The organism is Streptomyces sp. M92 (genome assembly GCF_028473745.1).
Taxonomy (GTDB): Bacteria; Actinomycetota; Actinomycetes; order Streptomycetales; family Streptomycetaceae; genus Streptomyces.
In genome coordinates this window covers 2,587,298-2,605,126 of sequence record NZ_CP101137.1, presented here as the reverse complement: position 1 = coordinate 2,605,126, position 17,829 = coordinate 2,587,298, and the positions used below count along the sequence as shown (strand labels likewise).

The window sequence follows — 17,829 nt, the reverse complement described above, 5'->3', positions numbered from 1 at the left end:
AGGGGGATCCTCCGCTCACTCCACCGTCACCGACTTCGCCAGGTTCCGCGGCTGGTCCACCTCGTTGCCCCGTGCCGTCGCCAGCTCGCAGGCGAAGACCTGCAACGGCACCGTCGCCACCAGCGGCTGGAGCAGCGTCGGGGTGGCCGGGACGCGGACCAGGTGGTCGGCGTAGGGGACGACCGCCTCGTCGCCCTCCTCGGCGATGACGACGGTGCGGGCGCCGCGGGCGCGGATCTCCTGGATGTTGGACACGATCTTGTCGTGGAGGACCGAGCGCCCGCGCGGGGACGGCACCACCACGACGACCGGCACGTCCTTTTCGATCAGCGCGATCGGCCCGTGCTTCAGCTCGCCCGCCGCGAAGCCCTCGGCGTGCATGTACGCCAGCTCCTTGAGCTTGAGGGCGCCTTCGAGGGCGACCGGATGGCCCACGTGCCGGCCCAGGAACAGCACCGTGTTCTTGTGGGCGAGGGAGCGGGCCAGCTCCCGTACGGGCGTCATCGTCTCCAGGACCTGCTCGACGGCGCCGGAGATCCGGGAGAGGTCGCGCACGACGTCGCGGATCTCGTCGCCGTACTGCGTGCCCCGCACCTGCCCGAGGTACAGGGCGACGAGGTAGCAGGCCACCAGCTGGGTGAGGAAGGCCTTGGTGGAGGCGACGGCGACCTCGGGGCCGGCGTGCGTGTAGAGGACGGCGTCGGACTCGCGGGGGATCGTCGAGCCGTTGGTGTTGCAGACGGCCAGCACCTTGGCGCCCTGTTCGCGGGCGTGGCGCAGGGCCATGAGGGTGTCCATGGTCTCGCCGGACTGGGAGATCGCGACGACCAGGGTCTGCTGGTCCAGGATCGGGTCCCGGTAGCGGAACTCGCTGGCCAGCTCCACCTCGCAGGGGACGCGCGTCCAGTGCTCGATGGCGTACTTGGCGATCAGCCCGGCGTGGAAGGCCGTACCGCACGCGACGACGACGACCTTGCCGACCTCGCGCAGCACGTCCGCGGGGATGCGCACCTCGTCCAGGCTCAGCGCGCCGGAGCCGTCGATGCGGCCCAGGAGGGTGTCGGCGATCGCCTGCGGCTGCTCGGCGATCTCCTTGAGCATGAAGGAGGCGTAGCCGCCCTTCTCGGCGGCCGAGGCGTCCCAGTCGACGTGGTAGGAGCGGACGTCGGCCGGGCTGCCGTCGAAGCCGGTGACCGTCACGCCGCCCGGCCGCAGCTCCACCACCTGGTCCTGCCCCAGCTCGACGGCGTTCCGGGTGTGTGCGATGAAGGCCGCCACGTCCGAGGCGAGGAAGGCCTCGCCCTCCCCCACGCCCACCACGAGCGGCGAGTTGCGGCGGGCGCCGACGACCACGTCCGGCTGGTCGGCGTGCACCGCGACCAGCGTGAACGCGCCCTCCAGACGCCGGCACACCAGCCGCATCGCCTCGGCGAGGTCGGCGCAGGCGGAGAACTCCTCGGCGAGCAGGTGGGCGACGACCTCGGTGTCGGTCTCGGAGGCCAGCGCGTGGCCGCGCTCCTCCAGCTCGGACCGCAGCGGCGCGAAGTTCTCGATGATGCCGTTGTGGACGACGGCCACCCGGCCCGCGTTGTCGAGGTGTGGATGGGCGTTGGCGTCGGTCGGCGCGCCGTGCGTGGCCCAGCGGGTGTGACCGATGCCGGTCACGGCGCTCGGCAGCGGCCGCTCGGCCAGTTCCTTGTCCAGGTTGACGAGCTTCCCGGCGCGCTTGGCGGTGGCGAGGCCGCCGTCCGCGAGCACGGCCACGCCCGCCGAGTCGTATCCCCGGTACTCGAGTCGCTTCAGCCCGGCCATCACGACGTCGAGCGCCGACTGAGACCCCACGTATCCCACGATTCCGCACATGACCGGCAGCCTACGATCAGATTCGATCGCGAACCGGCCTTCCCGTGCCCGAAATCGGAAATTCCCACCGGGGTACGAACGTCACCGGACGCACCCCGCGTCAGCCGAGCTTCGCGACCTGCGCGTCCACGACGTCCATGGGGACCTCGAAGTCCGCACCGCTCATCATGGAGGAGAGGTTGGTGGCACTGAAGGTGGCGAGCGTGCCGCCCTCGCGGACCAGGACGATCTTCATGGGCGAGGCGGTCTCCTTGCCGATGTCGATGCCGACGGTGGCGGCGACGCCTTCGTCCCCGCCCTCGGGGGCGGCGGTCGTGGTGACTGCGGCGACCCGCATCTTCTCGCCGTCCACGGTCGCGTTGAAGCCGCCGGCGCACTTCTCGGTGGCCGTCTTCAGCTCCGTCAGCGCCTGCTCGGCGCCGCCGCCCGCGTACGAGGCGACGTTCAGCCTGATCATGTTCACCTGGGTCTCGGTCATGTCCTGACCGTCCGGGCCCGATCCCTCGGAGAGCGTGTCCGTCCGCCCCTCCCAGGATCGCTTCACCTCGGCCCCCGGCTCGCCCTGGGCCACCGCCGCGACGGCGAGCGCGACCGGCAGACAGGCCTCGTCGTCCGTGGAGACCTTGTCCCTGGAAACATCCTCGTCGGCCGGGATCTCGGTGGCGACCTTGCCGCTCTTGACGTCGACCTGGGCGAGAGCGACCTTCTCCAGTTCCGCGGCGCCCAGCGCGCCGCCCTCGGGGGCGGCCTGCTCCGACTCCGTCTTGCCGTCACCCGCCGGAGCGGACTGGTCCGACGTGGCCTTCGCCTCGTCGCCGTCTTCGTCGGACGAACCCCCGCAGGCCGTGACGAGCAGGGCAAGGGCGGCGGCCGAGGCCGCGAGGGCGGCGCGGCGGACAGCGGTCGGTCTCACGTCGGCACTCTTTCATCGGGGTGATGTCGGATCACGCGGCGGATCGTGTCGGATCACGTCGAGGTCTGCCGGGACAGGCAGACGGATTCCGTTCGAAGTTGTGCACCATACACACGGCAATCGCACCTGTGATCGATAACCAGCCACCCGTACCCGCCCGTAACTTCGGCGGAGTCGTCGATCGCCGGCGGCCCGGCCGACGTGACACACCCCACCTGCCGCCCCGTTCGAACTCCGTTAACAATGGACTGTGATCTCTCCGGTCTCCTCGATGCCCCGGAGCGCCCACCGGCAACGTCCGGAGGCGACTCCCTACGTCGACCTCACCCGCCCCGAGTGGAGCGCGCTGCGCGACAAGACGCCGCTTCCGCTGACCGCCGAGGAGGTCGAGAAGCTGCGCGGCCTCGGTGACGTCATCGACCTCGACGAGGTCCGCGACATCTACCTCCCGCTGTCCCGGCTCCTCAACCTCTACGTCGGCGCCACCGACGGTCTGCGCGGCGCGCTGAACACCTTCCTCGGCGAACAGGGCTCCCAGTCCGGCACCCCGTTCGTCATAGGGGTCGCCGGATCGGTGGCCGTCGGCAAGTCCACCGTCGCCCGCCTGCTCCAGGCGTTGCTCTCCCGCTGGCCCGAGCACCCGCGCGTCGAACTGGTCACCACCGATGGCTTCCTGCTGCCCACGAAGGAGCTGGAGGCCCGGGGACTGATGTCGCGGAAAGGTTTCCCCGAGTCCTACGACCGCCGGGCTCTGACCCGTTTCGTCGCGGACGTCAAGGCGGGCAAGGCGGAGGTGACCGCGCCCGTCTACTCCCACCTCATCTACGACATCGTCCCCGACCAGAAGCTCGCCGTCCGCCGCCCGGACATCCTGATCGTCGAGGGCCTGAACGTCCTCCAGCCCGCGCTGCCCGGCAAGGACGGCCGCACCAGGGTCGGCCTGGCCGACTACTTCGACTTCAGCGTGTACGTCGACGCCCGCACCGAGGACATCGAGCGCTGGTACCTCAGCCGCTTCCGCAAGCTGCGCGAGACCGCCTTCCAGAACCCGTCCTCGTACTTCCGCAAGTACACCCAGGTGTCGGAGGAGGAGGCCCTCGACTACGCCCGCACCACCTGGCGCACCATCAACAAGCCCAACCTGGTGGAGAACGTGGCGCCCACCCGCGGCCGGGCCACCCTCATCCTGCGCAAGGGACCCGACCACAAGGTGCAGCGGCTGAGCCTGCGCAAACTGTGACGGCGCCCGTCCCAGCCGGTAGAAATGCCGGATGCTGCATCTGCGCCTGATCACCCCGGCCGACCGCACCGACGGGGTCGTCCACCTGATCGACCGGACGGTCGGCACCACGCACCTGGTCGTCCTGCCGGGCGCCGCCCGGGATCCGGTGGGCGACGTGGTCATGTGCGACGTGGCCCGCGAGGCCGGCGACGAGCTCATCAACCGGCTCCGCGCCCTGGGCGTCGACAGCTACGGCGCCATCACCGCCGAGAAGATCGACCTGTCGTTGTCCGAGCGGGCCGACCGGGCGGAGAAGGAGGCGCCGGGCGAGCCCGCCGACGCGGTGCTGTGGGAGCAGCTGGAGGAGGCGACGCAGGAGGAGTCGACCCTCTCGATCACCTACATCGCCTTCATCACGCTCGCCACGATGATCGCGGCCTGCGGTGTGGTGCTCGACAACGCGATCCTGATCGTGGGCGCGATGGCGGTCGGCCCGGAGTTCGGCCCGCTGGCCGGCATCTGCACGGCGATCGTCCAGCGGGCCCCGCGGCTGGCGCTGCGCTCACTGATCGCCCTGCTGGTGGGGTTCGCGGTGGCGATGGCCGTGACGGTCGGTTTCAGCCTCTTCATGGACGCCGTGGACCTTTTCAGCGAAGCCCAGTTGGACGCGGAGCGCCCCAACACCGGGTTCGTGTACGCCCCCGACTGGTTCTCCTTCGTGGTGGCGATCCTCGCCGGCATCGCGGGGACGCTGTCGCTGACGTCGGCGAAGTCCGGCGCCCTGGTGGGCGTGGCCATCTCCGTCACCACGGTCCCGGCCGCCGCGAACGCGGCCGTCGCCCTCTTCTACGAGGACGCCCACCAGGCCTGGCTCTCGACCGAGCAGCTACTGCTCAACCTGGCCGCGATCATCCTGGCCGGCACCCTGACGCTCCTGACCCAGAAGGCCCTGTGGGCAACCCGAAGACGCCGGATGACGAAACGCACCTAAGGGGCGCGGGGGCTCTGTCGATGTGCGGCTCCGCCGCGTGGGCGCGCCCGGCCACGACGAACCCCGCAGCCCGCAACGACACAGAACCCCCCACCCCGAACCCGGCAGCCGGAAAACTACCCCAGCGCCGACTTGACCGAATCCGCCAGCCGCCCGGCAACAGCCCGAGCCTGCTCGATGTCCGCCGCCTCGACCATCACCCGCACGAGCGGCTCGGTCCCGGAGGGACGCAGCAGCACCCGCCCGGTGCTCCCCAGCTCCCGCTCGGCCTCGCAGACCGCCGTGGCCAGCTCGGCGGAGCTCGTCACCCGCGACTTGTCCACGTCCGGCACATTGATCAGCACCTGTGGCAGCCGCTCCATGACGGCCGCGAGGTCCCGCAGCGTACGCCCGGTCTGCGCCACCCGCGCCGCCAGCATCAGGCCGGTCAGCGTGCCGTCACCCGTCGTGGCGTGGTCGAGGATGATGACGTGCCCGGACTGCTCGCCGCCGAGGGCGTAGCCGTGCTCCTTCATCTCCTCCAGGACGTACCGGTCGCCGACACCGGTCTGCGCGAACCGGATGCCCTCGCGCTCCATGGCCAGCTTGAAACCCAGGTTGGACATGACGGTCGCGACGACGGTGTCGGAGCGCAGCGCGTCCCGCTCCCGCATCGCCAGCGCCAGCACGGCGAGGATCTGGTCGCCGTCCACCTCCGCGCCGGTGTGGTCCACGGCCAGGCAGCGGTCGGCGTCGCCGTCGTGGGCGATACCCAGGTCGGCGCCGTGCTCGACGACGGCGGCCCTGAGCAGGTCGAGGTGGGTGGAGCCGCAACCGTCGTTGATGTTGAGGCCGTCCGGCACGGCACCGATGGTGACGACCTCGGCACCGGCCCGCGCGAACGCCTCGGGCGAGACCCGGTGGGCGGCGCCGTGCGCCTCGTCGAGGACGATCTTCAGCCCGTCGAGGCGGTTGGGCAGGACTCCGACGAGGTGGGCGACGTACTGGTCGAGCCCCTGGTCGTAGTCGCGGACACGGCCGACGCCGGCGCCGGTCGGGCGGTCCCAGGGGGCGCCGGTGCGGTGGTCGGCGTAGACGGACTCGATGCGGTCCTCCAGCTCGTCGGCGAGCTTGTGGCCGCCGCGGGCGAAGAACTTGATGCCGTTGTCGGGCATGGCGTTGTGGCTCGCGGAGAGCATCACGCCGAGGTCGGCACCGAGCGCGCCGGTGAGGTGGGCGACGGCGGGCGTCGGCAGCACGCCGACGCGCAGCACGTCCACGCCGGCGCTGGCCAGGCCGGCGACCACGGCGGCCTCCAGGAACTCCCCGGAGGCGCGCGGGTCCCGTCCGACCACGGCGGTCGGCCGGTGTCCGGCGAAGGTGCCCGCCTCGGCCAGTACGTGCGCCGCGGCGACGGAGAGACCGAGCGCCAGCTCGGCCGTCAGATCCGCGTTGGCGACGCCGCGCACGCCGTCCGTGCCGAAGAGTCGTCCCACTTGTCCTCCTGAGGAAACGTCACGGACGGGAGCGCTGCCGGTGCGGCCCACGCAGCGGGCTCCCATCGCCCCCGGGCGCGCACCGCCCGACATCCGATCACATGAGCCTAAGAACGTCTTGTGCCGTTATACGCCCAACGGCGGGGATAAACGAATGCCCCGGCAGCACAGTGGCGTGCCGCCGGGGCGTTCGGAGTACAGCCGTTACCAGCCGGTGCGACTTAGCGCTTGCTGTACTGCGGGGCCTTGCGGGCCTTCTTCAGACCGGCCTTCTTGCGCTCGACCGCACGGTCGTCGCGCTTGAGGAAGCCGGCCTTCTTCAGCGGGCCGCGGTTGTTGTCGACGTCGGCCTCGTTCAGGGCGCGGGCGACACCGAGACGGAGCGCACCGGCCTGGCCGGAGACACCGCCACCGGCGATGCGGGCGACGACGTCGTAACGGTCGTCCAGCTCGAGCACCTTGAAGGGCTCGTTGACCTCCTGCTGGTGCACCTTGTTGGGGAAGTAGTCCTCAAGGGTGCGGCCGTTGATCTTCCACTTGCCGGTGCCCGGGACGATCCGGACACGGGCGATGGCGTTCTTGCGGCGGCCCAGGCCGGCGGCCGGCTGGGGCTCACCGAAGGCGGAGGCCATGGACTCCGAGGTGTACTCGCCCTCGACGGGGACCTCGGACTCGGTGGTGTAGCTGTCGATGTCGATCTCTTCGAGCGGCTGCTCGGCAGTGGTCTCGGCCACGATGCTCCTCAGATTCTCTTCAGTCTTAGGGGGTGGCCGGACTTACTGCGCGACCTGGGTGATCTCGAACGGCTGCGGCTGCTGCGCGCCGTGCGGGTGCTGGTCACCCTTGTAGACCTTCAGCTTCGAGAGCATCTGACGGCCCAGGGAGTTCTTGGGGAGCATGCCCTTGATGGCCTTCTCGACGGCCTTCTCCGGGTTCTTGTCCAGCAGCTCGTCGTAGCGCACCGAGCGCAGACCGCCCGGGTAGCCGGAGTGGCGGTACGCCATCTTCTGGGTCCGCTTGTTGCCGGAGAGGTGCACCTTGTCGGCGTTGATGATGATGACGAAGTCACCAGCGTCGACGTGCGGCGCGTAGATCGGCTTGTGCTTGCCGCGCAGGAGGGTGGCGGCAGTGGTGGCGAGACGGCCCAGGACGACGTCCTGAGCGTCGATGACGTGCCACTGGCGCGTCACATCGCCGGGCTTGGGGCTGTACGTACGCACGGTTCGTAGCCTTCGCTTCTTCAGTGAGTGGTCCTGACATGGTCACCGAAGACGATCACGACAGCCCTGACCGCACCGCGGTGACGCAAACCGCGTGCTGGTCGCTGGTCATCGGTCCCGGTGGACCGGTGTAAGGGCCCCTCACGTGAGAATGAGCAAGCCAATACACATACGACTGTGCAGAGTACCCGGGGTGGCACAGCCTGGTCAAAACGGAGCCGCGGCGGCCCGCGCATCCCTCGCCCCGGCCCCGGCGCCCGCCTCGTCGACTCCGTCCGCGGACGGACGCCCCGTATTCGCCTGCCGGGCGACCGTCACCGCCAGCACACACAGTGTGAACGCGTCCCGGAAGGCCCGCCGCTTCTCCGACTCCAGCCAGGGCCAGGTCACCCCCGGCACCTGCGGCACCAGGGAGATCCAGAACCAGACCACGCGGGCCGCCGAACCGGCGTACGGCAGTCCGGCGAGCAGTAGCGGCAGGACGACCAGCAGGTAGTGGTCGTAGGAGGGCCGGGAGACGAGGAAGGCCGCCAGCATCAGCCCCGCGCCGGTCTCCGCGAGCCGCAGCGGACCGGGGTCGGCGCGGCGCCAGCGGACGTACGCGCACAGCACCGCGGCCCCGGCCGCCGCCACCGCCAGGGCCTGGGCGAGCGCCTCCGGCACCCCGAGCCGGGGCAGCACGGCCGCCGGGGAGGCCTCGTACAGCCGGACGAAGCCGTCGTCGCCGTGCAGGAGGAAGGGCAGGGTGCGGGTGAAGAAGCCGGCCGGGTCGGGCAACAGCAGCGCCGCGGCGCCGGAGGCGAGCGCGGGCAGGGCCACGGCCGCCGCCAGCGCCCGCCACCGCCCGGCGAACACGAAGAGCAGGACGACGGGCGCGAGCAGCGGCTTGAGCGCCACCGCGGCGCCGATCACCACCCCGGCCCCCGTCCACCGCCCCCGGCTCGCCAGCAGCAGGGACAGCGGCAGGGCGACGGCCGCCGTCACCGTCCAGTTGCCGAGCCGCACCAGGTGCCCGAACGGCGCGAAGCCCGCCGCGAGCCCGGTGAGCCCGAGAACCGCGAGCCTGCTGCCGAGCGGCACCCGGTGCAGCCGCAGCGCGCCCGCCCAGCCCGCCGCCAGCAGGGCGGTCACCGCGCACGGCACCAGCCACCGCAGTACCGGACCGGGCAGCATCGCCTGCGGTGCGGCGGCCAGGACCGCGCTCGGAAGGTAGAGGAAGTGCGGATCCTCGTACGGGGAGCCCCCGGCCAGCCAGGTGCGGGCGGCCCGCACGACGATCGCGTTGTCCATTCCCCCGTCCGGGGTCGCCCGTGCCGCGTGCCCCGCGCACGCCGCCAGCACCGCCAGGAGCGCCGCCCACAGCGGCCCACCCGCCGGCCGCGCCAACCACCCCGAGATGTCGCTTTTGCCCGTCCGCATGGACGGAACGCTAGGTCCTGCGGGGCCTCAGGAGCCGCACCAGCACGCCGCACGGCCCGTCTAAGATGCCGCCCATGAGCTTTGGGCAGGGGGGACCTCAGTCGCAGTGGGATCCCTGGAAACCGCAATCGCAGCAGCCGTCCCAGCAGCCCTGGAACAGCGGTCAGGGCGACAACACCCCTGACTGGGCCGCCCTCGCCGAGGCTTCCGAGGCCCGCGCCAAGCGCCGCCGGCTGCTCTTCATCGGCGGCGGCGCCCTGGCCACCGTGGCGATCGCCGGCGCCGTCGCCGTGGCCGTGGTCTCGGCGAACGGCTCCGGGCAGGCGTCGGACGGGCCCTCCTCGCAGCTGCCCGCGACGGCGGACATACCCAGCGCGTCGGCCACCGCCCCCTCGTTCGCGCCGACCAGCGCCCCGCCCCCGCTGGACCCCAAGGACTTCGTCTCCAGCGCCAAGAAGGACAAGGCCCCCCTCAGCCCCGACGGGCTCTTCCCCGGCACCCAGCTCACCATGGGCGGGACGGTCTACAGGAAGGGCCCGACGGCGGACACCCGGACCTGCGGATCCGCGGCCCAGAAGACGCTGCCGAAGGTCCTCACCGACAACGACTGCACCCGCTTGATGCGGGTCACCTACACCCAGGGCGACGTGGCGGTGACGGTCGGCGTGGCCGTCTTCGACACCGAGGCGCAGGCCGTCAAGGCCAAGCAGCAGGCCGACGAGAAGAGCATCATCCGCTCCCTGTCCGGCGGCGGCGTGAAGTCCTTCTGCACCGGCGCCGTCTGCCGCTCCACGACCAACTCCTACGGCCGCTACGCCTACTTCACCGTCGCCGGCTTCACCGACGGCAAGGACGTGACGGAGAAGACCACCGAGGTGTTCAAGGCCGGCGACGACCTGGCCGAGTTCGCCTTCCGCCAGATCCGCCGCCGCGGCGAGGCCCAGGCGTCGGCGGCGGCCCAGGCGGGCTGACCGCCGCCCGGTCAGTCACTCCCCGCGAGCGTGTTCACGTGCCTGGTGCCCGCGGCGGCGTAGGCGGCGGCGGCCTTCGCCGCCTCGTCCGGGGCGACGACCTCACCGGTCATGAGGTAGACCCAGTCGACCTTCATCTCCCAGGAACGCTCCCCCTTGAAGGGGAGGTCGATGAACCAGTTGCTGAAGTTGACGCTCATCGGCTCGCGCGGGAGGTACTTCCTCCCGCTGGTGAACAGCGTCTCGCCGTCCACCGAGTAGGTGACCTTGCCGTCGGCCGCGGTCATCGCCAGGGTGTGCCAGCCGCCGAGCTTCAGCTGGTGGGGCTGGGTGACCCGGTCGCCCTCTTCGCTGTTGCGCCAGCTGGTGGTGTCGAGAAGCGGACCGTAGCGGCCCCAGCCGCCGTTCGCCATGTACTCGAAGTCGAGTTCGCTGTACTTCTCCGACCTGTGGTCCGGCGAGATGGCGAAGACGGACTGGGAAGCGTGATCACCGTCCTCGCCGGTCACCGGTTCGTCGGTGAAGTACACGCGGGCGACGAACGTGCCTTCCCGGAACACCGGGCGCGCGGTGTGGAATTCGGACTGCACCGTGCCCTTCTCGGTGCCGTCGGTACGGGCCTCCAGCCGCAGCGCCTGCCCGCCCTCGCCCTTCTCGCCGGCGGGGAACGTGACCCCCTTCGCCGACCACGAGTCCTCGACGCCCGGGCCGCCCGCGCCGTCGCGCACCTCCCAGCCGTTGGCGGCGAGCGCCGGGTCCTCGGGACCCGTGTAGGCGAAGTCGTCGAAGAGGAGGCCGTCGGGCGGCCGCACCGCTTCGGCGGGGGCTCCCGCGTTCGTGCGCTTCCCCGATCCCGTGGTCTCCCCCCGCGGCCCCTCGCCCCACACCTGGGCCCCGGCCAGATAGGCCGTGACCCGCTCGGACTCCTGGTACGACGTCTTCTCCGCGTCGAACGAGTAGTCGTCCGCCTGGTCCAGCTTCTTGTCGTCGACGCGGTACAGCTGGAGCCCGATCGCCTGGGTCGTGCCGCCGGGCTTCAGGGTGCCGGCCTCTCCCGTGAAGCCGATCTCCAGATAGCGGTCGGCCTTCGGACCGGCCTTCTGCGCGGGGGCCGTGCGCAGGGTGACCTTGGAGCAGTCGAGGGACGTCTGCACGCAGTTGGCCGCGAACTGGGCGCCGTCGTCGGCGGTGTAGTGGTACCGGACGGTGACGTCGGCGAGGTCGACCGCCTTGCCCGACGTGTTGACGACTTCCAGCCACGGCTTGGCGGCGTCCGTCACCGTCGAACCTTCGGTGCGGTAGCGGACGGTCAGGGCCGTGGACTCCTCGTCCGACGGCCACCATCGATAGGCGGCCGCACCGGCGGCGGCCAGGAGGACCACCACAAACACAATGATAAGGGCACTTCGCCCTTTACCAGATGATTTATTGCGATGGGACACGAAATACCCCGGATTCGACGGCCGACTGTCGTGCGAATCTTAGGCACACGCTCACCTCACCCTCACAGCCAACCCCATCCCGTCACGGCAGTGACCTTCATCACGCCGAAATAGCACAACCCCTGCCGTGATTGCCTGAATTGCTTGGGTTCACAAACCGATGACGGATAACGGGGGTCTAACGCCATGTCCAATTTGCGCTGGATACCCCTACAAGTAGTGACCTGCTCAACCACTCAGGAGTCGGACATGCTTGCGGTATCTTCACAAGCGCCTTCGCACTGCCCACAGGGAGTGGGTGTGTCATCTCAGAAGAAAACAGGGTGGGGGGATCGCCTTGTCCGTCATCGACACGGGCCACGACCGGGCTGAGTCGCAGCCGCCGGCCCGGAGCCGTCACCGAAGAGGCCGCGGTGGGGACGTCCGCGCCGCCCCCGCCCAGACCACCATGGTCTACGAGACCGTCGTCCTGGTTCCCGCGAGGAACGAGGAGGTCGGAGTCTTCACCTCTCTTGAGTCCCTGTCCCAGCAGACCCGCCGGCCCGACCTGATCGTCGTGGTGGTCAACAACTCCACCGACCGTACCGAGGACTACGCGCTCCAGTTCGCCGAGGACGAGAGCACGCCGCCGACCGTCGTGCTGAACTTCCCGGACAACCCCCACAAGAAGGCCGGCGCCCTCAACTACGGTCTGAGCTGGCTCAGACAGGCCGTCGGCGGCCGTCTCAACGGCCGCGTGGGCCACATCCTCGTCATGGACGCCGACACCGAACTGCACTCCCGGTTCATCGAGCGCGCCCGCAACGTCATCTTGTCCGATCCCGAGATCGGCGGTGTCAGCGCGGCCTGCTTCGGCCGTACCGACCTGTGGCGCAGCCCCTGGCAGCGGTTCCTGGTCGGCATGCAGATCATCGAGTACGGCCGGGCGGCCAACTCGCGCTTCCGCAAGGACGTCCACACCATGTCGGGCGCCGGCTCCTTCTACCGGGCCGAGGCGCTGCAGGGCCTGATCGACTGGCGCGGCGAGGTGTTCTGGGAGGACCACCGCAACCTCGTCGAGGACTACGAGACCACACTGGCGCTCAAGGAGTCCGGCTGGAAGGTCACGGCCAATCAGCTGTGCATCGCCTACACCGACCTCATGCCCACCCTGCGCGAGCTGATCCAGCAGCGCGAGCGGTGGAGCCGGGGCACCGTGGACGCACTGCGCCGCCGTGGCTGGACCAAGTTCACCTGGCACTCCATCATCACGATGATCCTGGGCCTGTTCGGCTTCTCGTACATCTTCATCTGGGGCGCCCGCCAGCTCATCGCCGCGGCCCAGTACAGCCTGAGCACCCACCCGCTGCTGTGGGCCCTGCTCGCCTTCTGGATCATCTATCCCGCGCTGCGGGTACGGACCCTGGGCTGGAAGGCGATGCTCGTCGAGGCCCTGCTCATCCCCGAGTTGGTCTACACCGTCGTACGGGCGTACTGGCTCGTGTCGTCCATCCTCAAGTCCTACGTGACGCGTGTGTCCGCCTGGAAGTAGAAGAATGAACACCCTCAGAGGCCTCGGAGCCTGCGCGGTCCTCGCCGGCATCGCCTACACCGTCACGAAGGTCACCCAGGTCGAGATCGTCGTCCTCGGCTTCACGTGCCTGGCCGTCACCCTGACCCTGCTGGGCTGGATACTCTCCGTCAAGCGGAGCCGGCACGACCGCCGGGCGGCCGGCGGCGGCAGGAGGCGGGCGCGCCGCTCCTGACCGCACGCCGCACGCGTACGAACGCCGGGGGCGCCGCACAGATCCTGTGCGGCGCCCCCGGCGTCGTCGTGCGGACGGCCCGAAGGCCTTAGGTGTAGTGCGCCATCGCCTCCTGCACCGTCAGCACCTCGATGCCCCGCTCGTCGATCTCCCGCATCAGGCGTTCGAGGCCCTCGGTGCTCAGCTCCGTGTTCTGCGTGGGAACACCCTGGACGATCCGGTGCAGGCACAGGATGAGCCAGTCGCCGTTCTGCGCACAGCGGTCCAGCGCGCCGCCCTTCTCGATCACGTCGGCCAGCGTCTCACCGCCGATCTTCTTCCCGTCGTTGATCCCGGTCAGCGCCTTGAGCCGGTACGGCATCGCCGGGGCGAAGCTCTCGGTCGTCTCGGAGATGATGGAACGCGCGGTGGTGAAGTGCCGGGCCGCCAGCAGGTCGACGGGCACGCCGTCGCGGGTCTTGCCGAACGCCCCGTGCGGATAGGCGAAGTGCTCACTGGTGAAACCCCGGCCGACCAGCCACTCGCGCAGCTTGCGGAAGTCGTCGTCGACCTCCTCCGCGGTGAGTTTCGGGTAGCTCGCCTCATGGGCCTTGAGCGAGTAGGCGTGTCCGGCCATCTCCCAGCCGGACGAGTCCTGCAGGGAACGCATCTGCCCGATGCTCATGAAGGGCTCGGTGTCTATCGCGTCGGCGATGTTGTAGAGCGTGCCGGGCATCTGGAACCGGTCCATGACCGGGCGGGCGAAATCGTGCACCGACCCGTGCGAGTCGTCGAAGGTGATCGAGACGACGCCCTTGGGGAAGACGTCCGTGGTGTCCGGCACCACCTCGACGGCCTGGAGGCGGTAGGTGACCGGCCCCTTCCCGTCGTCGTACACGGCGAACGACATGTCGGTGAAGCCTGACCGGTCCGACGGCTCACCGCGCGACGACAGCTCGTAGTCGCCGGCCGCCCCGGTGACGTCCGCCCACTGCAGGTGGACGGTGACCCACTCCCCCGACTGCACGTAGTTGGTGCCCTCGGCCGCGTGGTAGTGGAAGACCCAGCTGAAGTTGTCCGCCAGCTTCCGGCTGCCCAGGTAGAACTCCATCCGCTCCAGATGGGCGACGTCCTCCACCTGGAAGACGAGCCGGAGCATCTTCCCCTTGAGGCTCACCGCTTCCATGCCGGTACGGCGCACGAAGGACTGGACACCGTCGCCGCGCGTGGTGACCCGGTACGAGCGGTCACCCCGGGTGAAGACCTCGGCGTCGGAGTCGGAGGACGCGGTGCCCTCGCCGCCGGCCGACCACTCGTGCCCCTCCTGGAACTGCTCGCTCCAGGTCGCCCGCCGGTACTGCGGACGGCGCCCGGTCGGGGCGTACGTCGGCGGGGTCAGATTCTTGGCGCTCCCGCCCACACCGAGGTCGACGGCCCCGGCGGCGCTCTCCGCCGACGCGGGCAGGATCAGGTCCCTGCCCGCCACGCCCGCGGCCACGCCGCCGGCCGTCAGCAGGCCGCCGAGCCCCAGCAGGCCGAGGGCCGAACGCCGGCCCACCTTCGCCCTGGAGTCTCTGTCGGCGGTCGCCGAATGCTTTCTCGCTCTGCTCATAGTGCCCCCAGCTCGGATCGGACCCGGCCGCGCAGCGACGCACCGGACGGCCGCCCCCCGAGGGCGCGTCCGGTGTCCAGTGATGAAGTCGTGGCGGCCCGACGGTCTCGCCGTCCCGTCGGCGGGGTTCCGGCGGACGACACGGACGAGACAACGTCGAACGGGAGTCTAGCGGGGGCGCTTGTGCCTCATGCGCTCAGCAGCAGCCGTTCCCCGGCAGCGTCCGCCTGTTCCGCGCCTCGCGGTTGCGCGCCGCCAGCAGTTCGTCCGCCGGGTAGCCGACCTCCTCCAGGGTCAGGCCGTGCGGCCGTACGACGTGCACCGCCGAGTCCCGTACGCCGGCCGCGAGCACCTTGGCCGGCCAGTCGGGCGGGCGGTGGCCGTCTCCGACGAAGAGCAGGGCGCCGATGAGCGAGCGCACCATGTTGTGGCAGAAGGCGTCGGCACGGACGGTGGCGGTGATGATCCCGTCGTCGCCCCGGACCAGGCTCAGCTCCTGGAGGGTCCGGATGGTCGTGGCCCCCTCCCGCTTCTTGCAGTAGGCGGCGAAGTCGTGCTCCCCCAGCAGCCCGCGGGCGGCCTCGTTCATGGCGTCCACGTCGAGCGGCCAGTCGTGCCACAGGACGTGCCCGCGCAGCAGCGGGTCGACACCGCCGGGGTTGTCGGTGACGCGGTAGGCGTAGCGGCGCCAGACGGCGGAGAACCGGGCGTTGAAGCCGCTCGGCGCCTCCCGGAGCGCCCAGACCCGTACGTCCCTGGGCAGCCGCCCCGCGAGCCGCTTGAGCAGCTTCACGTGGTGCTCGGCCCACACCTCGCGCTCCAGATCGACGTGGGCGACCTGGCCCCGGGCGTGCACGCCCGCGTCGGTTCGCCCGGCCACGGTCAGGTCGTACGTCCGCCCGGACCGCGTGACCGTCCGCAGCGCGTCCTCGATCTCCCCCTGCACGGTCCGCCGCCCGCCGGCCTGCTTGGCCCACCCGGAGAACTCGGACCCGTCGTAGGAAAGATCCAGCCGCACCCGCACGAACCCGGGCTCTACTTCGTCACTCACCCAGAAATCCTCTCACCCACGAGAAAGCGGGCCCGCCCCTCGAAAGGAACGGACCCGCAACGCCCTGAAGGGGCGCGGGGAACTGCGCGACCAGCCACGACGGTGCCGCAGCCGCGACCGCACAGGCCCCGGCAGAACGCTTACGCGTCCTTGGACTCCTCGGCGGGAGCCTCGTCGGCCTTGGTCGTGTCGACCTTGGCCACGGAGCCCTCGGCGTCCTTGGCGGCACGCTTGGTGGCGGCCTCGGCCTCGCCGGTCGCCTCCTGCGCCACGGTCAGCGCCTCGACCAGCTCGATGACGGCCATGGGCGCGTTGTCGCCACGGCGGTTACCGATCTTGGTGATCCGCGTGTAGCCACCGGGACGGTTCTCGTAGCGCGGGCCGATCTCGGTGAAGAGCGTGTGGACGACGCTCTTGTCCGTGATCACCTGGAGCACCTGACGGCGGTTGTGAAGGTCGCCCTTCTTCGCCTTGGTGACCAGACGCTCGGCGTACGGACGCAGCTTGCGCGCCTTCGCCTCGGTGGTGGTGATCCGGCCGTGCTCGAAGAGGCTCTTCGCGAGGTTCGCGAGGAGCAGCTTCTCGTGCGCGGCGCTGCCGCCCAGACGGGCACCCTTGGTGGGCTTCGGCATGGTGATTCTCCTAGGTGTCTGCCCCGGCCGTATCAGGTACCGGAGTCAGTATCCGAGCAGGCGGCCGCCTGTCGGAGATCCGGGGCGGCCCCGAAGGGGCGCCCCGGAAGGGGCGCGGGGCGGTGTCGATATGCGACTCCGTCGCGTGGGCGCGACCAGCCACAGCGCACCCGCACCCGAGTACGGACCGAAAGGCCCGAGCTCTTAGTACTGCTCGGTCTCGACGAAGCCCGCGTCCGCGTCGTCGTCGGCACCGAACGCGTCCGCGGCGGCGGTCGGGTCGAATCCGGGCGGGCTGTCCTTCAGGGCCAGGCCCATGCCGGCCAGCTTCGCCTTGACCTCGTCGATGGACTTCGCACCGAAGTTGCGGATGTCCAGGAGGTCGGCCTCGGAGCGGGCGACCAGCTCACCCACGGAGTGGATGCCCTCGCGCTTGAGGCAGTTGTACGACCGAACGGTGAGCTCCAGCTCCTCGATCGGCAGCGCCAGGTCGGCGGCGAGCGCGGCGTCCGTCGGGGACGGACCCATGTCGATGCCCTCGGCGTCGATGTTCAGCTCGCGGGCGAGACCGAACAGCTCGACCAGCGTCTTACCGGCGGAGGCCATGGCGTCGCGCGGACGCATCGCCTGCTTGGTCTCGACGTCGACGATCAGCTTGTCGAAGTCGGTGCGCTGCTCGACACGCGTGGCCTCGACCTTGTACGTGACCTTGAGAACCGGCGAGTAGATCGAGTCGACCGGGATGCGCCCGATCTCCTGACCGACCTGCTTGTTCTGCACGGCGGAGACGTAGCCGCGACCGCGCTCGACGGTCAGCTCCATCTCCAGCTTGCCCTTGCCGTTGAGCGTGGCGAGGACGAGGTCGGGGTTGTGCACCTCGACACCGGCCGGGGGCGCGATGTCGGCGGCGGTGACCAGACCCGGGCCCTGCTTGCGCAGGTACATCACGACCGGCTCGTCGTGCTCCGAGGAGACGACCAGCTGCTTGATGTTGAGGATCAGGTCGGTGACGTCCTCCTTGACGCCCGGCACGGTGGTGAACTCGTGCAGGACGCCGTCGATGCGGATGCTGGTGACAGCAGCGCCGGGGATCGACGACAGGAGGGTGCGGCGGAGGGAGTTGCCGAGGGTGTAGCCGAAGCCCGGCTCCAGCGGCTCGATGACGAACCGGGAGCGGAACTCGTCGACGACCTCTTCGGTCAACGAGGGACGCTGAGCGATCAGCATGTGGTGATCCTTCAGTCAGGGGCGCCCGCTATTTGACGCCCGACTAGTACTGCAAGGGTACGGGCGA

General features: G+C 70.3%; 16 protein-coding genes. 5 read left to right on the top strand and 11 right to left on the bottom strand.

Features of this window, described 5'->3' with window-relative positions; all coding sequences use genetic code 11:
• Positions 1-15 precede the first annotated feature (15 nt).
• A complete protein-coding gene (gene glmS, locus M6G08_RS11970; protein ID WP_272587123.1) occupies positions 16-1,863 on the bottom strand; it encodes a glutamine--fructose-6-phosphate transaminase (isomerizing) in 1,848 nt (615 codons plus the stop codon).
• A gap of 100 nt (positions 1,864-1,963) precedes the next feature.
• Positions 1,964-2,776, bottom strand: a complete 813-nt coding sequence (locus M6G08_RS11965) for a hypothetical protein (RefSeq protein ID WP_272587122.1) — start codon at positions 2,774-2,776, stop codon at positions 1,964-1,966.
• Positions 2,777-3,047: 271 nt separating this feature from the next.
• On the opposite strand from M6G08_RS11965, the gene coaA reads away from it, so the two are divergent.
• Both coaA and M6G08_RS11955 read left to right on the top strand, forming a co-directional pair.
• Positions 3,048-4,016 carry a type I pantothenate kinase gene (coaA, locus tag M6G08_RS11960; RefSeq protein WP_272587121.1) on the top strand — a complete coding sequence of 323 codons (969 nt, stop codon included), beginning with the start codon at positions 3,048-3,050 and terminating at the stop codon, positions 4,014-4,016.
• Positions 4,017-4,047: 31 nt separating this feature from the next.
• Positions 4,048-4,989 (top strand): TIGR00271 membrane domain-containing protein, encoded by a 942-nt coding sequence (locus M6G08_RS11955; RefSeq protein WP_272587120.1) that lies wholly within the window; start codon positions 4,048-4,050, stop codon positions 4,987-4,989.
• A gap of 116 nt (positions 4,990-5,105) precedes the next feature.
• Here the strand turns inward: M6G08_RS11955 and glmM are convergent, their stop codons facing one another.
• The 4 genes from glmM to M6G08_RS11935 form a co-directional block, all read right to left on the bottom strand.
• Positions 5,106-6,464: a phosphoglucosamine mutase gene (gene glmM / locus M6G08_RS11950; RefSeq protein WP_272587119.1), complete on the bottom strand. Its 1,359-nt coding sequence runs from the start codon at positions 6,462-6,464 to the stop codon at positions 5,106-5,108.
• Between the two features lie 221 nt (positions 6,465-6,685).
• Complete coding sequence (gene rpsI / locus M6G08_RS11945) at positions 6,686-7,198, bottom strand: 30S ribosomal protein S9 (RefSeq protein ID WP_073725049.1); 513 nt, start codon at positions 7,196-7,198, stop codon at positions 6,686-6,688.
• A gap of 42 nt (positions 7,199-7,240) precedes the next feature.
• Positions 7,241-7,684 (bottom strand): 50S ribosomal protein L13, encoded by a 444-nt coding sequence (rplM, locus tag M6G08_RS11940; RefSeq protein ID WP_043380986.1) that lies wholly within the window; start codon positions 7,682-7,684, stop codon positions 7,241-7,243.
• A 207-nt stretch (positions 7,685-7,891) separates the two neighbouring features.
• Positions 7,892-9,103 carry a glycosyltransferase 87 family protein gene (locus M6G08_RS11935; RefSeq protein ID WP_272587118.1) on the bottom strand — a complete coding sequence of 404 codons (1,212 nt, stop codon included), beginning with the start codon at positions 9,101-9,103 and terminating at the stop codon, positions 7,892-7,894.
• Between the two features lie 74 nt (positions 9,104-9,177).
• Here M6G08_RS11935 and M6G08_RS11930 point away from each other — a divergent pair, with 74 nt between their 5' ends.
• Entirely contained in the window at positions 9,178-10,074 is an 897-nt protein-coding gene (locus M6G08_RS11930) for a hypothetical protein (RefSeq protein ID WP_272587117.1), read from the top strand.
• 11 nt (positions 10,075-10,085) lie between these two features.
• Here M6G08_RS11930 and M6G08_RS11925 read toward each other — a convergent pair whose 3' ends face one another.
• A complete protein-coding gene (locus M6G08_RS11925) occupies positions 10,086-11,459 on the bottom strand; it encodes a cellulose binding domain-containing protein (protein WP_272587116.1) in 1,374 nt (457 codons plus the stop codon).
• Between the two features lie 394 nt (positions 11,460-11,853).
• Here M6G08_RS11925 and M6G08_RS11920 point away from each other — a divergent pair, with 394 nt between their 5' ends.
• Entirely contained in the window at positions 11,854-13,047 is a 1,194-nt protein-coding gene (locus M6G08_RS11920) for a glycosyltransferase family 2 protein (protein ID WP_272587115.1), read from the top strand.
• Between the two features lie 4 nt (positions 13,048-13,051).
• A complete protein-coding gene (locus M6G08_RS11915) occupies positions 13,052-13,261 on the top strand; it encodes a hypothetical protein (protein ID WP_272587114.1) in 210 nt (69 codons plus the stop codon).
• A gap of 88 nt (positions 13,262-13,349) precedes the next feature.
• Here M6G08_RS11915 and M6G08_RS11910 read toward each other — a convergent pair whose 3' ends face one another.
• From M6G08_RS11910 to M6G08_RS11895, 4 genes are all read right to left on the bottom strand, one after another.
• On the bottom strand, positions 13,350-14,852 hold the full coding sequence (locus M6G08_RS11910) for a polysaccharide deacetylase family protein (RefSeq protein WP_272587113.1): 1,503 nt from the start codon (positions 14,850-14,852) through the stop codon (positions 13,350-13,352).
• 196 nt (positions 14,853-15,048) lie between these two features.
• The gene (gene truA / locus M6G08_RS11905; protein ID WP_272587112.1) at positions 15,049-15,903 is read right to left on the bottom strand and encodes a tRNA pseudouridine(38-40) synthase TruA; all 855 of its coding nucleotides are present in this window, start codon (positions 15,901-15,903) and stop codon (positions 15,049-15,051) included.
• A gap of 140 nt (positions 15,904-16,043) precedes the next feature.
• The gene (rplQ, locus tag M6G08_RS11900) at positions 16,044-16,535 is read right to left on the bottom strand and encodes a 50S ribosomal protein L17 (RefSeq protein WP_272587111.1); all 492 of its coding nucleotides are present in this window, start codon (positions 16,533-16,535) and stop codon (positions 16,044-16,046) included.
• A 204-nt stretch (positions 16,536-16,739) separates the two neighbouring features.
• Positions 16,740-17,762, bottom strand: coding sequence for a DNA-directed RNA polymerase subunit alpha (locus M6G08_RS11895; protein ID WP_003966937.1), 1,023 nt, complete (start codon positions 17,760-17,762; stop codon positions 16,740-16,742).
• Between the last annotated feature and the right edge of the window lie 67 nt (positions 17,763-17,829).